25 protein-coding genes, 1 tRNA gene and 1 pseudogene are annotated in these 15,182 nt (G+C 65.3%); 3 read left to right on the top strand and 24 right to left on the bottom strand.

The window, feature by feature from the left end:
- The first annotated feature begins 46 nt into the window (after positions 1-46).
- The 3 genes and pseudogenes from SM754_RS07785 to SM754_RS20500 all read left to right on the top strand — a co-directional run.
- Positions 47-117, top strand: a tRNA-Pro gene (locus SM754_RS07785).
- 363 nt (positions 118-480) lie between these two features.
- Entirely contained in the window at positions 481-1,176 is a 696-nt protein-coding gene (locus SM754_RS07780; protein ID WP_323675654.1) for a DUF7504 family protein, read from the top strand.
- A gap of 40 nt (positions 1,177-1,216) precedes the next feature.
- Positions 1,217-1,569 (top strand): annotated as a pseudogene (locus tag SM754_RS20500) (amino acid permease); the annotation flags it as partial.
- A 188-nt stretch (positions 1,570-1,757) separates the two neighbouring features.
- Here the strand turns inward: SM754_RS20500 and secY are convergent.
- The 24 genes from secY to SM754_RS07655 are packed head-to-tail and all read right to left on the bottom strand — an operon-like array spanning position 1,758 to position 15,182.
- Positions 1,758-3,245, bottom strand: coding sequence for a preprotein translocase subunit SecY (gene secY, locus SM754_RS07770; RefSeq protein WP_323675652.1), 1,488 nt, complete (start codon positions 3,243-3,245; stop codon positions 1,758-1,760).
- Positions 3,246-3,248: 3 nt separating this feature from the next.
- Positions 3,249-3,743, bottom strand: coding sequence for an uL15m family ribosomal protein (locus SM754_RS07765; RefSeq protein ID WP_323675651.1), 495 nt, complete (start codon positions 3,741-3,743; stop codon positions 3,249-3,251).
- Positions 3,744-3,745: 2 nt separating this feature from the next.
- Entirely contained in the window at positions 3,746-4,210 is a 465-nt protein-coding gene (gene rpmD, locus SM754_RS07760) for a 50S ribosomal protein L30 (protein WP_323675650.1), read from the bottom strand.
- Positions 4,207-4,863 carry a 30S ribosomal protein S5 gene (locus SM754_RS07755; RefSeq protein WP_227133689.1) on the bottom strand — a complete coding sequence of 219 codons (657 nt, stop codon included), beginning with the start codon at positions 4,861-4,863 and terminating at the stop codon, positions 4,207-4,209. Before SM754_RS07755 ends, rpmD begins: the two co-directional genes overlap by 4 nt.
- The gene (locus SM754_RS07750; RefSeq protein WP_323675649.1) at positions 4,860-5,411 is read right to left on the bottom strand and encodes a 50S ribosomal protein L18; all 552 of its coding nucleotides are present in this window, start codon (positions 5,409-5,411) and stop codon (positions 4,860-4,862) included. Before SM754_RS07750 ends, SM754_RS07755 begins: the two co-directional genes overlap by 4 nt.
- Positions 5,411-5,860, bottom strand: coding sequence for a 50S ribosomal protein L19e (locus tag SM754_RS07745; RefSeq protein WP_227133687.1), 450 nt, complete (start codon positions 5,858-5,860; stop codon positions 5,411-5,413). The genes SM754_RS07750 and SM754_RS07745 overlap by 1 nt, the downstream gene beginning before the upstream one ends.
- Positions 5,853-6,560, bottom strand: a complete 708-nt coding sequence (locus SM754_RS07740; RefSeq protein ID WP_323675648.1) for a 50S ribosomal protein L32e — start codon at positions 6,558-6,560, stop codon at positions 5,853-5,855. The genes SM754_RS07745 and SM754_RS07740 overlap by 8 nt, the downstream gene beginning before the upstream one ends.
- Positions 6,561-6,563: 3 nt before the next feature.
- Positions 6,564-7,100 (bottom strand): 50S ribosomal protein L6, encoded by a 537-nt coding sequence (locus SM754_RS07735; protein ID WP_323675876.1) that lies wholly within the window; start codon positions 7,098-7,100, stop codon positions 6,564-6,566.
- Positions 7,101-7,493 (bottom strand): 30S ribosomal protein S8, encoded by a 393-nt coding sequence (locus tag SM754_RS07730; protein WP_227133685.1) that lies wholly within the window; start codon positions 7,491-7,493, stop codon positions 7,101-7,103.
- 2 nt (positions 7,494-7,495) lie between these two features.
- Positions 7,496-7,678, bottom strand: coding sequence for a 30S ribosomal protein S14 (locus SM754_RS07725; protein ID WP_227133684.1), 183 nt, complete (start codon positions 7,676-7,678; stop codon positions 7,496-7,498).
- Complete coding sequence (locus SM754_RS07720; RefSeq protein ID WP_501993762.1) at positions 7,671-8,201, bottom strand: 50S ribosomal protein L5; 531 nt, start codon at positions 8,199-8,201, stop codon at positions 7,671-7,673. The genes SM754_RS07725 and SM754_RS07720 overlap by 8 nt, the downstream gene beginning before the upstream one ends.
- Positions 8,201-8,911, bottom strand: a complete 711-nt coding sequence (locus tag SM754_RS07715) for a 30S ribosomal protein S4e (protein ID WP_323675647.1) — start codon at positions 8,909-8,911, stop codon at positions 8,201-8,203. Before SM754_RS07715 ends, SM754_RS07720 begins: the two co-directional genes overlap by 1 nt.
- On the bottom strand, positions 8,908-9,264 hold the full coding sequence (gene rplX / locus SM754_RS07710) for a 50S ribosomal protein L24 (protein ID WP_323675646.1): 357 nt from the start codon (positions 9,262-9,264) through the stop codon (positions 8,908-8,910). Before rplX ends, SM754_RS07715 begins: the two co-directional genes overlap by 4 nt.
- Entirely contained in the window at positions 9,261-9,659 is a 399-nt protein-coding gene (locus SM754_RS07705) for a 50S ribosomal protein L14 (RefSeq protein ID WP_323675645.1), read from the bottom strand. Before SM754_RS07705 ends, rplX begins: the two co-directional genes overlap by 4 nt.
- Positions 9,659-9,994, bottom strand: a complete 336-nt coding sequence (locus SM754_RS07700) for a 30S ribosomal protein S17 (RefSeq protein ID WP_323675644.1) — start codon at positions 9,992-9,994, stop codon at positions 9,659-9,661. The genes SM754_RS07705 and SM754_RS07700 overlap by 1 nt, the downstream gene beginning before the upstream one ends.
- On the bottom strand, positions 9,985-10,380 hold the full coding sequence (locus SM754_RS07695) for a ribonuclease P protein component 1 (protein WP_323675643.1): 396 nt from the start codon (positions 10,378-10,380) through the stop codon (positions 9,985-9,987). The genes SM754_RS07700 and SM754_RS07695 overlap by 10 nt, the downstream gene beginning before the upstream one ends.
- Positions 10,381-10,386: 6 nt before the next feature.
- Positions 10,387-10,593 carry a 50S ribosomal protein L29 gene (gene rpmC / locus SM754_RS07690; protein ID WP_323675642.1) on the bottom strand — a complete coding sequence of 69 codons (207 nt, stop codon included), beginning with the start codon at positions 10,591-10,593 and terminating at the stop codon, positions 10,387-10,389.
- Between the two features lie 3 nt (positions 10,594-10,596).
- Entirely contained in the window at positions 10,597-11,538 is a 942-nt protein-coding gene (locus tag SM754_RS07685; protein WP_323675641.1) for a 30S ribosomal protein S3, read from the bottom strand.
- Entirely contained in the window at positions 11,538-11,999 is a 462-nt protein-coding gene (locus SM754_RS07680; protein ID WP_323675640.1) for a 50S ribosomal protein L22, read from the bottom strand. Before SM754_RS07680 ends, SM754_RS07685 begins: the two co-directional genes overlap by 1 nt.
- Positions 12,000-12,002: 3 nt before the next feature.
- The gene (locus tag SM754_RS07675) at positions 12,003-12,434 is read right to left on the bottom strand and encodes a 30S ribosomal protein S19 (protein WP_323675639.1); all 432 of its coding nucleotides are present in this window, start codon (positions 12,432-12,434) and stop codon (positions 12,003-12,005) included.
- Complete coding sequence (locus tag SM754_RS07670; RefSeq protein ID WP_227133674.1) at positions 12,431-13,153, bottom strand: 50S ribosomal protein L2; 723 nt, start codon at positions 13,151-13,153, stop codon at positions 12,431-12,433. The genes SM754_RS07675 and SM754_RS07670 overlap by 4 nt, the downstream gene beginning before the upstream one ends.
- A gap of 2 nt (positions 13,154-13,155) precedes the next feature.
- A complete protein-coding gene (locus tag SM754_RS07665) occupies positions 13,156-13,413 on the bottom strand; it encodes a 50S ribosomal protein L23 (protein ID WP_323675638.1) in 258 nt (85 codons plus the stop codon).
- A complete protein-coding gene (rpl4p, locus tag SM754_RS07660) occupies positions 13,410-14,162 on the bottom strand; it encodes a 50S ribosomal protein L4 (protein WP_323675637.1) in 753 nt (250 codons plus the stop codon). Before rpl4p ends, SM754_RS07665 begins: the two co-directional genes overlap by 4 nt.
- A gap of 3 nt (positions 14,163-14,165) precedes the next feature.
- Positions 14,166-15,182: a 50S ribosomal protein L3 gene (locus SM754_RS07655; protein WP_323675636.1), complete on the bottom strand. Its 1,017-nt coding sequence runs from the start codon at positions 15,180-15,182 to the stop codon at positions 14,166-14,168.

The raw sequence follows: 15,182 nt of genomic DNA, 5'->3' as shown, positions 1-15,182 counted from the left end.
CCGAAACGACACCCTTAAACACGAACCGACCAATCGTCTGAGTACAGGGACCGTGGGGTAGTGGTATCCTCTGCGGATGGGGTCCGTAGGACCCGAGTTCGACTCTCGGCGGTCCCACTTCTTATCCCCTAACTCTCCATCAACGAGAGTTTTAGGCACCTCAAAGGCTAGAAAAGCCAATTCTCTTTCGTTACCTGTTCGCTGAGCTGTTAGCATGAGGTGAGCATCGCGTGCAGGGGTGGTCCGTGTGGGAGTGGGGCGTGTGTCTCGAAGCGACGTGCTGGCGAGTACGGGGGGTCGCGGTCGTGCGAGCGCTTCGTGGGTGTTCTCGGGGTTCCGTTCGGAATCCGGCGTGGTTCCACCGGGAGTCGCGGTCGTCTTCCGGTCGTTCCACGGCATGTGAGGGTGCGGGTGCGGGGTGCCGTCAGTGTTAAGCCGTTCACTGACCTGTTTCTGACGAATGCAGATGGGTGGGTTCACGTGTCCGAGGGCAACGAGGTAGCGAGCGCAATCCCCGAGGGAGGTCTCGATGGGACGGGGAGCGTGCTCGTTGCGGGTGCGTCGAAGGACGTACTCCGAGGGGTGCCGATGGGGCTGCTCGATCGGGCTGCGAGCGACGGTGACGGTGTCGTCGTGGTGACGACGGGTGTCGACCCGCGGACGCTCGTCGATCGCGTCGAGCGCCGCGTCTCGGGCGTCGCTCGCGAGGACGTCGCGGTCGTGGACGCGCGACCGCAGGGGGAAGCAGTCCGTGCGAATCCCCGTCCGCTCCACTGGCGGGTGCGGTCGCCGATGGATCTGACGGGGACGAGTCGAGCGGTACACGAGTGCCTGTCGACGCTGTTCGACCGCGGGGTGTCGACGCGGCACGTCCTGTTCGACTCGCTTTCACGCCTCGTCCTCGGCGGGGACGTCGAGACCGTTGCGCGGTTCACGCACCAGTTGCTCGTACTCGGGGACGCACCCGACGCACTCGGTATCTATCCGGTGTACACGAACACGACGGACGACCCCGTGCTCGCCCAGCTCGCCCATCTGTTCGGCGGCCGGGTCGACGTCCGGCGTCGAGGCGACGTACGAGAGCTACGGTGTCGAGGGATCGCTGGGACCCCACACGAGTGGACCGTGGTCGCGTCGACCACACCGGACCGTATCGGTGACGTCCGCGTTCGATAGTCGGCTACCGGCGGCGTCCGAGAGTCGCACGTCAAGTACCGCAGTCGTGTTCGGCGTGGACGTCGAGACGCACACCATCATCTCGCATCGTGCGTTCGAGGAGATGTTCGACGCTGCTCGCACGTACGACGCCGACGTCTGCGTGAGGAGGTGGGGCCGCACTCGAACGGCCGCGCCGAATCCCGAATCGACGAACTGACGGGCGCCCTCACCTGTGACTTCCTCGTCCTCAAAGACCGCGAGTTTGACCCCGGGCACCTGCTCGTCCCGACCGTAGGCGGCCCCGACAGCGACCTCTCCGCCGCCGTCGCACGCGACCTGAACGACGCCGAATTCGCAATCGAGGACGGCAGCGTCGAGGACGCTCGACGACCCACAGCCACGTCGACCACGGAACCAACGGGGGCACGAACCGTCACAGAGACCTCTCAGACTCGTACTCGACCGGCCCCGCACACCACAGCAGACCGAGAGACACGCCAGGGCCGAGCGCGGAACAGCGCGGAGACGTCACTGAGAGAGACGAACACGCGAAGAGAGACGGGACCGCAGCGAGCGGTCGAACGACGGACGGACCGCAGTCAGTCGCCGAACATCTGGCGCATCATCGGATGCATCTCCATGAGCTGCTCCTCGGCGATCTCCTCGTACAGCTTGTACGTGATGGAGACCGCGAGCAGCAACCCAGTCCCGGAGACACCACCGATGGTGCCGAGCATGTTCGCCATGACCGCGAGCAGTCCGACGAGCGCACCACCGATGACGGTGACGTGCGGGATGTACCGCTCCATCACCTTCTCGATGACGCCGACGTTCTGCCGGAACCCGGGAATCTGCATCCCCGAGTTCTGGATCTGTTTCGCGGTCGACCGTGGGCCCATGTCGGCGGTCTCCACCCAGAAGATGGCGAAGATCGCACCGCCGATGATCATGAACGTCAGGTCGACCGTGACGCGAGTGACAATCTGCCAGACCTCCTGGCTCGGGCCGCTCGCCAGCCACCACATCCAGTCCGTCGGCTGCCGGATCGGCGCCAGGTAGTAGAACAGTCCACCGACCGGACTGTTCGGCCCCTGCTGGGTCGTCGAGTACAGTCCGAGCCACGGCATCTTCATGCCGAGGAGCTCGATGACGACCCGGCCGTCCGCCGTCGCCGACCCAGCCTGCGAGACGATGATACGCCCGAGGAACTGGAGGTTCGCCTGCAGCGCGCGAACGAGGATCATCGGCAGGACGCTCGCGTAGATGAGCTTCACGGGGAACCGACCACGTGCACCCTTCACGCGAGCGTGACTCAGCGGAATCTCGATACGAACGGACTCCGCGTACACGACGATCACGAAGATCGCGAGCGTCGTGATGAGCGCGATGACCTGCCCCTGGGACCCGAGGACGTTGTCCACCGACAGCGCCGTATCACCGAGGACCATCCCCGCCCAGTTGAACACCAGGCCGTTCCGCGGCCCGATGATACCCGTGACGAGACTCTCGGAGACGCCAGCGACGATGAACAGTCCGATACCGGACCCGACACCCCACTTCGAGATGACCTCGTCCATGAACAGGATGAGGAGGCCACCGATGAAGATCTGAGCGAACAACAGCCCCTGAACACCGGCAATGCCGATGTTGAGTTGCTGGGCGAGCTGGGGGTCCGCGGGCAGGAACCCGCTGAGGACCATCGGCAGCCCCGTCAGGACGATCATGAACACGACGAGGAGTTTCTGGAGGCCCTGATAGAGCACCTGATCACGCGGATCGTCCGTGTCCAACCCGAGGAGGTTCGCGCCCCCGAGCAACTGCAGGACGATGCTCGCCGTGACGATCGGTCCGATACCGAGATGCAGGATCGTGAACTGGCCGCCCGCGAGGATCGCGCGGAACTGCCCGAACAGGTCCTGGCCACCGCCAGCCGGCAGCCCCCAGAGGGGGACGCTCGTGAGGAAGAAGTACAACACGAGCACGCCACCGGTCCACATCAGTTTGCGCTTGAACGGCACGTGACCCTCCGGTCGTGTGACCGAGGGCATCCGCGTGAGTACCGGTTCCGCAGCCTCCTTCCATCCCATGAATTACTCCTCGTCGTCGTCCGTTCCCTGAGTGTCTTCCGATTCGGCGAGCGCTTCGCCGCGCTCGGAGAGCTCCGCACTGCCACCGGCTTCCTCGATGAGGCCACGAGCGCTCGCCGTGAACGCGTCCGCGACAACGTGCAGTTCGTTCCGAACCTGCCCGTTCCCGAGGACCTTCACCGCGTCAGCCTCCCAGGCATCCTCGACGACGTCGCGCGCGTCGATGACGTACGCGTCGCCGTCCTTCTCAGCGTCACCCTCGGCAGCGAACAGGACCGCGTCCTCGTCGAGCTTCTGCACCGAGATCTCGACGACGTCGTCCTGCGCGTCCTGCGGGCGCTTGAAGCCGTGTTTACCGATCGGCTCGTAGTTGTGGAACTCGTGCTTCGTCCGTCCTGCGCGACCACGCCCACCGCGGTGCCCGGCACCACGCCGGTTCTTGTGACTACCACCGCTGTGCGTGCGCGACCCGCGCTGTCTACGTTTCTTGCTCGTCATGGTTATCGCATCGCCTTGAGGAGCCCGTCGATCTCACCCGTGGAGTGCTTCCCGATGTCGCCGCTCTCCTGGGTGGGGTGCTTGATACCATCGTGACCCTTCCGGGGCGGGTGCAGGCGCAGGCACGGTGCCAGACCCTGCTCGCGGAGCGTCGTCTCCTCCGCGATCAACGCCGCCGCAAGACCCTCGAAGTCCTCGAAGTCCGTGTGCTCGCCGAGGTACTCGGCGTCCACGTCCGCACTCCCCTCGAGCGGCTCCGCGCGCGTCTCGAGGATAGTCGCGAGGACGTCCTCGCTGGGTTCACCCATCGCCACGTAGTCGTTGACCTTCGTCAACATCCCCGTGTAGCTGTCCGTCTCCGGAACCAGCGCACAGTGATTGACCTCGTGGACGTTCAGCATCTCCAGCGTGTCCTTGATGTCGCCAGCCATGTCGACCTCACCGCGCAACTGAACGACAGCCTTCATTGTTCTACCTCCCCTGCACCCTCGGACTGCCCGCGCGTGCGAGCACCACGAGACTGCGACGCGTTCTGGAGCGCGTTGAACGTCGCCTTCGCCAGGTTCACGGTCGTCCGCGTGTTCCCGTAGGACTTCGTCCACGCGTCCTCCACGCCAGCGAGCTCCAGGACGTTCCGGACCGTCTCGCTCGCCGCGAGCCCGAGCCCGAGCGGCGCCGGAATGAGTTCGACCTCGACCGAACCCGCCTTCCCGCTCGTCTTGTGCGTGAGCGAGTGCGGCTTCGTCGAACGGTCCTCCCACGACCCCGACCCGCGGGGCACGTCGATGATGTTCAGTTTCGCGATATCGATGGCCTTCTGGATGGCAGCACCGACCTGGTCGTCGCGACCCTCGGCGTACCCGACGTAGCCGTCGCGGTTACCGATCGCGACCACACAGCGGAACTTCACCCGTCGCCCGGAGTCGGTCATGCGCTGGACCATGTTGATGTCCAGCACCTCGTCGTCCAGCCCCGGCAGGAGCTGATCGACGACCTCGGCCTCCTTCAGCGGAAGCCCCGAGTTGAGGGCCTGCTCCATCGTCTCGATGTCGCCCTCCTGCACCTTCTTACCGAGCCGAGTGACGGGTTCCCAGCCGTCGTTGTAGTTGTTGTTACTCATTGTTCCATGAGGGTTTCCCGCACTTCGTCGAAGTGCTCGGGAAGATCTGTTGCGTCGAACTCGCCCGTGTAGAGCGGTTCGTCGAGCTGTTCTGCATACTCGGCGATGTGTTCACCGCGGTTGCGCGGCCACTCCGCGAGCACCGCGTCGTTGTGAGGGATCTCCAGGCCCGCGTCGATCGCGCCCTCCTGGATGGCGAACACCTTACTGCCGGGCGTCGCCGTGTTCAGACCGATGTCGAGGACCGCCTCCTCGAGACCAGCCTCGACCGCGCGCTGACCCGCCAGAAGGCCGGTCAGGTACGCAGCCGGAAGGTTCCCCGTCGGAGCCTCCCATCCAAATTCGTCGAGATCGCTCGAGTGTGCAGCCGCGAGCGTGTCGTCACCGTCCGGACCAGGGAGCACCAGCTGCGCCGTGACGTGCCGGTTGCTCTTTCGAGCGACCAGGCGCGGCTTCCCGGATTTCAGGAGGCGCAACCTCTGATGGTAGTCCGTACGGACCTCGCGGCGACGTCGCATCGGAACCTTGTATCGTGGTCCTGTCGCCATTATTCGTCACCGTAGTTGTTGTCGATGTAGTTCAACAGGTACTGGACGCTCCGGAACTCCCCACCACGAGCCTTGTTGTAGAGCTCGCGGTACTGCGAACGGTCGATGTCGCCGTTCCCGCGGAGTTCGTTGAGCTTCTTTCGCTGCGCGCGAATGCGCTTCTCCCACGCATCCTTCGAGTCCTCGCGAGCACCGGCCTTCCCTTTCCGGGAGCCCGGGCCCTTCTGGTGGCCGTACGCGCGCTTCGCTTTGCGCTCGCGCGACCGCCCTTTCGAGATACCTTTCTTCTCCTCTGCTCGAATCGTCCCGTCGTCGACGAGCTCGCGGATGTCCTCGCGCGTGATCGCTTCCGCGATCTCGCCCTGCTGGTCGGGGTCGAACCAGACGCGGCTCTTCCCGACGTCGAGGACGTCCGCAGCCAGTCGCTTTTGTGCGGACAGGTCACTCATCGGAATCGACCTCCACTTCCACGTAGGTCGGGTTCAGGACGCGGATCTCGGCGTCCTCGGCGTGCTCCTCGATGCGCTCGCGTTTGCGAGCACCGACGCCGGACGCGATACGGACCGCTTCCGTGTCACCGTCGACGCCTTCGAGGTCGTCCACGTTGTGCACGTGAACCTCCTCGAAGCCCGACGGGTGCTTGCCGCGCACCGCCTTCGGCGTCCGGAAGCCAGCCTGAACCGTATCGCCCTTCCCCTTGATACCACGTCGCTGCTTGGACAGCTGACCGCGCGGCTTCCGCCACGAGGTCGGCGTGCGCTTCTTCTTGTGGTAGTCCTGACGGTTGAACTGGGGTTTGCCGACACGACGGCGCTGCTCGAGGAGCCGCTCCTCCTCCTCGCCCAGCTCCGGCGTCTTCTCGGTCAAGCCACGCGGCTGGAGCTCGGTCTCGACGTCCTCGTCGGCCGCCTCGGCCTCGGGCTCGTCGTCCTCGATCTCCGCCTCGGTGTCCTCACTGACCTCGAGGTCACCGACGTCGGCCTTGATACGCGCAGCGAGCGCGTTCCCGACACCGTCGACCTCCGCAAGCTCGGACTGGGACGCGGCCTTGATGTCCTCGACGGACTCGTAGCCGGCGTCCGCGAGCGCGTCGGCCTTCGACGGCCCGACACCGCTTATATCTTCGAGATTCTCGGGTTGATCAGCCATCTATCAGGCACCTCCTTTCCCGGGCTTTTGCGTGATGTACACGCCGTCCTGAAAGACGCGCGTGTCCTTCCCGGAGACCTTCGTGAGCTGTTCGATGTCCGCGGCAGTCTGCCCGACCGCCTCCTTGTCCGCACCGCTGATGGTGAGCTCCTCACCGTCGACGGAGACGTCGGTGTCGCCGTGGATAGTCGTACGCCGCGGTGCCTTCTCGCCGAGGAAGTTCTCGATCACGACCTCGTCGTTCTCGACGTCCACCTGCATCGGGAAGTGAGAGTAGAAGACCTCCATCTCGTACTCCCAGCCCTCGGTGACGCCGTGGAACATGTTCTGGACGTGACTCTCGAACGTTCCGACCGTCGCCGTCGTCTTCGCGTCGTCCGCATCGGACGAGATAACGATCTGCTCGTCCGCCACGTCGACGGAGACGTCCGGGTACCAGAGCCGTCGTGTGACGGATCCGTTCGGACCCTCGACCGTCAGGTCGAGATGGTCCACGTCGGCGGTTACGTCGTCCGGAATCTGTAGTTCTACTCGCATGATTCAGTACACGTACGCGATGACCTGACCGCCGATGCCCTTGTCACGAGCCTCGTAGTGACTCATGACGCCGTGACTCGTCGTCACGATGAGCGCGCCGTAGTCCCGCGCCGGAAGGAACCGCTTCTCCCAGCGCTCGAACTCGTCCGCGCCAACCGAATACCGGGGCTTGACGGGGCCACACTCGTTGATCTGGCCTTTCAATTCGATTTCGAACTCGCCGGATTTGCCGTCGTCGACGTACTCGAAGCCGTCGATGTACCCGCGGTCGTAGAAGACCTCGAGTACGCTACCGATCTCGTTCGAAGCGGGCGATACCTTGTGCGTGAGATGCCCAACGCTCTCGGCGTTATCGAGGCCTGAGAGCGCGTTGCTGAACGGGTCGCTTGCTGTCATTGTTATCGGTACTTCTTGAAGCCCATGTCGCGAGCGATCTCTCGGAAGCACTGTCGGCAGAGCCAGATGTCGTACTTCCCGACGAGGCCCTGCTCTCGGCCGCAACGCTGGCATTCCTCCAGCTGGCCGGTCCGCTTCGCGGCGTGCTCTCCGGTCTGCTCGCGCTCTTGTTCACTTTCACTCATCGTTGACCTCCACGTCGAACGTCGAATCGATGAACCGAACCGCGTCCTCCGGGTTCAGGCGATGCTTCGACGGCAGGCTCTGCGTGCGCTTGTCGCGCTTCGCGACGCGGTAGCCCGGCCGCACGAGGTTCACCGTCACGTCCAAGCCGTAGATCCCGACGTTCGGGTCGTACTCCTGGCTCGGGAAGTCCGTGTGCTCGTCGACACCGAAACTGAAGTTCCCGGTGTCGTCGAACTGCGTCGTCGAGAGTTCCGCGAGCGGCAGCGCCGTCTCGAGGAACTCCACGGCGTCGTCACCGCGGAGCGTGACCTTCGCACCGATCGGGTCACCCTGACGGATGCCGAAGTCCGGCATCGTCGACTTGGCCTTCGTCCGAACGGACTGCTGGCCGGTGACGCTCTCGATGATGTCTTCCGCGTCCGCGAGCGCACGCCCACCTTCGCCGACGCCCATGTGGACGACGACCTTCTCGATCGTGGGTTCGCGCATCTCGTGGAACTCGACGGACTCGCTCTCGCTCATCAGTCCTCACCCCCCGTCGAGGCGGTGAAGTTCTCGTCGATCACGACGACGTACTCCTCGACCGTCTCGTAGGAGCCATCCTCCTGCTCGACAGTCACCGTGTTCGAACCGCTGCCGTGCGTGACAGCGATGTCCGCGACCTCGCCGATCTCGCCGGCGTGACCGCCGCGGACGGCCGTGACGAGCGCACCCTCCTCGTAGGGGAAGTGCGCGACGATCTCGTCGTTCTCGAAGTCGACGACTATCGAGTCCTTCGCGGCGTACTCGCTCGCATCCTCGAGCTGGAGCGTCTGCCCGTCGTGGAGCGAGAGCTGCGTGTCACCACCAGTGACCTGCTGCTTGTCCGCGATCTTCCCGAGCTTCGCGTCCGCCGCATCCGCGTCGATGGACGTGAGCGCGAGTCGACCGCCCTCGTCGGGGAACACACGGTAATGCTCGCCGCGTTCCGTGAACGCGATGATGTCGAACATCCCAATCGGGCGCTGCTCGTCGCTGACGGCGTCGCCGTTCACGAGCACGGACCCCTGATTGAGAGCGTAGCGCGCTTCCTTCTTCGAGTCGACGTACCCGAGAACGTCACGGAGCAGGATGACCAGCGGGACACCCTCCTCGCCGTGCGGGCCGGCGTCGGCCTTCACGGTGAACGTCTCGGTCTTGCGCTCGACGGGCCAAGACTTCGGAACCGAGAGTCGCTTCTGGTGTTTCGTCATTCGTCATCACCTCTGAGGCGTGCCTCGCGCACGTCGTCCTCGAGATCGAGGTCCGTGATGCGGAGGTTCGACGCGTCGAGAGCGCGCGGGACGTCCTCGCCGTCGGCCTTCTCGAGCGTGACGTCCTCGACGTGCACGACCGCCTCGCGGAGGTCGACGTCGAGCACTTCGCCCTCGGTGCCGGCGAAGTCGCCGCGGAGCACCTCGACCGTGTCGCCCGCGTTCACGCGAGCGCGACGACGGTCGAACTCCTCGCGGAGCTCGTCGGAGAGCGTCGAACGAACCTGCTTCTGCTTCTCGTGAAGCGAAGCACGCTCGGTCTGATTTCGCTGTTTGGTTGGTTGTCGTGTCATACTATCATCGTCGCAGTGGACGCAATCGAACCGAATCGTTCGGCCACCTCGCGCGCAATCGGACCCTTGATCTCCGTCCCCTGCGGCTCCTCGTTCTCGTTCACGAGGACGGCTGCGTTGTCCTCGAACTTGACGCGAGTGCCGTCGGGACGACGGATGGGCTTGCGCTGGCGGACGATGACGGCCTCCTTGACCTGACGACGCTCTTCGGGCGTCCCCTTGGTCACCGAGACCGTCACCTTGTCACCGACGCCCGCCTTCGGGTGTCGGTTCTTGGTGCCGTGATAGCCGGCGACGCTGATGATCTTCACTTCACGAGCGCCCGTGTTGTCCGAACACGTCACGAGCGAGCCCTTCTCCAGGCCCTGCGTGACGTCGGCCTTCAGGGCTTCCATCAGTCGTCACCTCCCTCGTCGTCGAGCACTTCGACGACGACGTGAGATTTCGTTTTCGAGAGCGGTCGTGTCTCTGCGATGCGGACCGTGTCGCCTTCCGAGAGTTCCATGCACGTCGGTGCATGGGCGGGTACCCGCGAACGCCGCTTCATGTAGCGGTCGTACTTGGGGACTCGCACGTCGTACTCTCGCTCGACGACGACGGTCTTGTCCATGTCGGTGGAGGCTACCGTGCCTTCGAGGGTCTGGCCGCGCACGGCAAGCGAGCCGTGGAACGGACAGTCCTCGTCAGCACAGGAGTCCTCCGGTTCTGGTACGTTCAGTCCTATCGCCATTTCGAATCACCTGCAGTTTCCGATCGGAGTGCGGGTCGTGAGAGCAACCGGTCGCCATCCACCGTAACGTAGGCCACGCCGTCGCCCGACCCGGACTGACCGGCGCGGACGCCAGCAGTATCCCGGCCGAGTTTCGACGTGGTCCCCGACCGCTTCTCGCGGTCGGCGGCTTCATCTGTGACCTGGAACTCGAACACCGCGGACTCCTTCGGCACCTGCCGCACCCGAGACCCCTCCTCGCGCACGTCCTCGACGTGCAGCGTGTTCCTCGACTCGAGGACGACACGACCCGCTATCCCGACGAGGTCGGGGTTCGCGGCGTCGACCACCTCGACGAGGAGGCCGTTGAGTTCGTGTCGTGGGAGTGTCTCGGGTGTCAGTGCCATGGTCGCTTATTCGTGGTCGCCTTCTTCCGTCTGAATCGTCTTGATGCGAGCGATCGTCTTCTTCAGCTCGCTCACGCGCCCGGGGTTGTCGGGCGCTCCACCAGCAGCCTGCACGGCCTTGGTGTTCAGGAGCTCGGTCTCGAGCTCCTCGAGTTCCTCTTCGCGTTCGGTGGTCGTCATGTCGCGGATCTCTTCGGTGTGGAGAATCGCCATGACTTACTCCTCCGTATCCTCTGCTTCGTCGTCCATCTCGTCCATGAGCTCTTCGGCTTCGGCTTCGACGGCCTCGTCGAGATCCTCGAAGTCCTCCTCGATGTCGTCGTCGGTCGGGACGTCGACGTCCTCGTCGACGACCTCCTCGTCGAGGTCCTCTTCGATGACCTCCTCGACGACGTCCTCGTCGACCGCGTCGACGTCTTCGTCGTCGGCGTCCGCGGACACGTCGTCCTCGGCCTCTTGGACGTCCTCCTGGATCTCAGCGAGCTCTTCGTCGTCGGGCTCCTCGATGAGGTCCGCCGCTTCGTTGACCTCGACGGCCTCCGGCGCGACCTCGTTCACGTCCATGTCCTCGTGGACACCGAAGTCGTCCGGGAGTTCCGCGCCCGGCGGGATGATCTTCACGTCGACACCGATGGTGCCGAGCTTCATCACCGCGACGCCCTGGCCGTGGTCGACGACCTCCTCTGCGGGCTCGCCGTTGTGCTTGATATACCCGTCGTTGAACTTCTCGACGCGCGAACGCGCGCCAGTGACCTTCCCGCTCAGGACGATCTCGGCGCCGAGCGCGCCGGCGTCCATGATGCGTTCGAGCGTCGTGTGACCGGCCTTCCGGAAGTACCAGCCACGCTCGAGCGCGTTCGCGAGACGGTCCGCGACGATGCGCGCGTTCAGGTCGGGTTCGTCGACCTCCTGCACGTCGATCTGGGGGTCCTCGAGGTTGAATCGCTCCTCGAGCTGGGTGGTGACCTTCCGGATGTTCTTCCCACCCTTCCCGATGACCATCCCGGGCTTCTCCGCCTTGAGGACGATTTGCATCCCCATCGGCGTCGGCGCCATCTCCATGCCGCCGTAGCCGGCGCGACCGAGCTCTTCAGCGAAGAACTCGTCGATCTGGGAGCGCTGCATCCCGTCCTGGATGAATTGGTGTTCGTCAGCCATTATGCTTCGACCTCCTCGACGACGATCTCGACGTCGACCTCCGGCGTGTTCCACGGCGACGCACGCCCCATCGCACGGGGCTTGCGGCCCTGGGACTCACCGACCTTGTGTGCCGCACAGTGCGCGATCTCCATCGCCTCGCCGTCGAACCCCTGATGGTCCGCGTTCGCGGCGACGTTCGTGAGCAGTTCCTTGAACGCCTTGCTGGCCTTCTCGGGGAAGCGACCGGCGTCCCAGCCGTCGATGTCGCTCCGATGACCGACACCGCTGTTGTGCTGCTTGAACGGCACCGAGCGGTCGCCGGCGATGACGTCGTCGAGGTACGCTTGCGCGTCCGCGACGGTCATCCCCTTGATCTCTCGCGCGATGGCCTTGCTGTGCTTGTTGCTCATGTGACGCTCCCGGAGCATGGCTTTCGCCGTCGAATCCGGATCCGCGTCGACGCTGTAACTGATTCCCATGGTTTACTTGAGTGGCACGAACTTCGAGGACCGCGTCGCCCCGATACCGGCCTGTCCGTGCTCGACGGACGTCCGCGTGAGCTGGAACTCGCCGAGGTAGTGCCCGATCATCTCGGGCTCCACTCGAACGCGCTCGAACTCCTGGCCGTTGTACACGGCGAACGTGAGGCCGACGAACTCCGGCAGCACGACCATGTCGCGCAGGTGCGTGCGGAGCGGGTCGTTCGCGGTTTCCTCTTCGGTCGCGTCGCGAGCCGCTTCGAGGAGCTTCTGCTTCTCCACGGAGAGGCCGCGTTCGATACTTCGCCGCTGTCGAGCGGGCAGCAGTTCCGCGACGTCATCCAGGTCGAGTGCCTGGAGTTCGTCGAGCGTGTGGCCGCGGTACGTGAACTCCTCGTCCTCGTCCCGGCCGGTTCGGTATTCCTGATTCGTCATTTGTTACCACCCCGTCCCGTCCGTCGGGAGGAGATGTCGCCGACCTTCCGGCCCGGCGGCGCGTTCCGCGACACGGACTTGGGCTGACCCGGGTGCTGGCGGCCACCGCCACCGAACGGGTGGTCGACGGCGTTCATCGCGACACCACGCACGGTCGGCCACTTGCCACCGCGAGCACGCATCTTGTGGTACTTGTTCCCGGCCTTCACGAACGGCTTCTCCGTCCGACCGCCACCGGCGACCACGCCGACCGTGGCGCGGCAGTCCGGCGACAGGCGCTTCATCTCGCCACTGGGCAACTGCACGACCGCGGCGTCGCGGTCGTGCGTGATGAGGTCCGCGCTCGTACCCGACGCACGCGCGAACTTCCCACCGTCACCCGGCTGGCGCTCCACGTTACACACGGGAACGCCCTCGGGGATCTCCGCCAGCGGCATCGTGTTACCGGGCTTGATCTCCGAGGAGATACCGACCTGCAGTTCGTCGCCGACCGCGATCCCTTCGGGCGCGAGCACGAGGCGGCGGTCGCCGTCCTCGAACTCGACGGCCGCGACGGGCGCGGAGCGAGCGGGGTCGTGCTCGATGTCGACGACCTCGCCCGCGACGACGTCCGATTCCTCGAGCTTCTTGTGCGAGAGGTCAGCCTTGTAGCGGTGACTGGGGGCTCGGAACGTCGAGCCACCACGACCGCGTCGCTGACCCTGGATTCTGCGTCCCATTCTTAGAACACCCCGATGCGGGAGGCCACTTCCTGCGCGTCGTCGTCCTCGCTCAGACGAACGATCGCCTTCTTCTGGCCCTTCATCGTGATCATCGTGTTCACGTCGTTCACGTCGACCTCGAACTGCGACTCGACGGCGTCGCGGACGTCGATCTTCGAGGCTTCGTCGTGCACGACGAACTGGAGCTTGTTCTCGAAGTCCATCGCGTTCATCGCCTTCTCGGTGACGAGCGGGAACCGAATGATGTCGGCGCTCATCGCTCGTTCACCTCCTCGACCGCGGACTCGGTCCAGACGGTGAGACGACCGGCGTGCGTGCCGGGCGCGAGGTCGGAGACGTCGACGTTCGCCGCGGTGGCGACGTCGGCGCCCGCGAGGTTCCGTGCGGCCTTCGACGGGCCAGCGTCACTGGACGTGACGAACAGCACGGACTTCGGCTCCGTGTACTTCCGGCCACGGGCCTTCCCCTGGCCTGCACGAACCGACCGACCCTCGTCGGCCCGCTCGACGTCCGCGTCGAGACCGAGCGCTTCGAGGAGCGCGACGACCTCCTTGGTCTTCGCGAGATCCTCGAACTCGTCGGACACGACGACGGGCAGGTCGAGGTCGTCGTCGAACGCGTGACCGCGCTCGGCCACGCGCGCTTCGTCCACGGTCGCCGCGACCGCCGACCGGAACGCGAGCTTGCGTTCCTTGTCGTTGATCGACTTCCCCTGGTCTTTCTCGGCCTTCGGCGGATGCGCCTTGCGACCCCCGACAGTCTGGGGGACGCGCGCAGCCTGACCGTTCGTGCGCGGCACGTGCGCCATGCCACGCCCGGAGCCGGGCGATTCCGCGGACGTCCGGAGACCCGCGTTCGGGTCAGCTCCGTAGTCCTGCTTCGCGTTTGCCTGTGCGACGCCGACCGCTCGCTTGATGAGGTCCGGGCGGTACTGCGTCCCGAAGACCTCCGGCAGCTCGAGCGAGTCGGACTCGTCGCCGTCCAGGTCGTAGATTGTCGCGTTCATGATTTAGCCCTGGTTCGATGCTGTGGAGACGTACCGGACCTCGGGGTCGAGGCGCGGTTGCTCGTTCGGTCGGATGGCCGGACGAAGTCGGAGCAGGCGCTGGTCGGGACCAGGCACGCTCCCCTTGACGAGCGTGTACGGACCGTCGACCTCGCCGTAGTTGACGAAGCCGCCGTCCACGTTCGCGTCGTCACCGTCACCGAGCCCGAGGATACGCTTGTTGAGCTCGGTGCGCTGGTGGTAACCCGTCTGCCCCTGCTGGGGGACCGTCGAGCGGACGCGGCTCGGGTTCCACGGACCGAGGTTCCCGATGCGGCGCCGCCATCCCTGGCGGGCGTGCTTGCCCTTCCGCTTCTGGACGCCCCAGCGCTTGACGGGACCCTGGGTGCCCTTGCCTTTCGTGACACCGGCGACGTCGGCGAGTTCGCCCTCGCGGAAGACGTCCGTGGTGTCGTGCGCGCCGCCGTCCTCGAGGAGTTCGAGGCCGTAGTCGACGCGGTCGTCGATGGAGCCACCGCCGATGCGGGTCTCCATGACGTCCGGCTTCTTCTTCGGGACCGACGGGACGCTCCGCGGCGTCGTGTGCGTGATGGCACGGACGTCCGCGATGTCCGCCTCGTCGACGGTCGCGCGGAACGCGTCGGCCTTCGTCTCGAAGTCGACGTCCTCCGGGACGTCGAGGACGCGGTCGAGGTCGTCGTCGACCTCGGGCGCCCAGACTTCGGTGAGCGGCTGCTTGCCGTAAGGTGTGTTCTCGTACGCTCGCAGGGCGACCGCCTTCATCGGCGGGGTCTCGATGATGGTCACGGGGACGGTCTCCTCCATCCCTTCGCGGGGGGAGTCGGACTCGTCGTTGATCATCACCACGTGCGTCATGCCGGCCTTGTAGCCGGCGAAAGCCTGCAGCGTCGGCTGTCCATCGTCCTCGGGCCACGAGTTGAATCGCGGCGTCTCGCTAGACGCGCGCACTCGTGGGCCGAATCCGAGCGAGCCTTTGCGTGGTCTGCTTGGTTGTGGCAT

It is taken from the genome of Halorubellus amylolyticus (assembly GCF_034808145.1).
Lineage (GTDB): Archaea > Halobacteriota > Halobacteria > Halobacteriales > Natrialbaceae > Halorubellus.
Note: the sequence above shows the minus strand (reverse complement) of the source record. Positions and strands in the feature narration are given on the sequence as shown.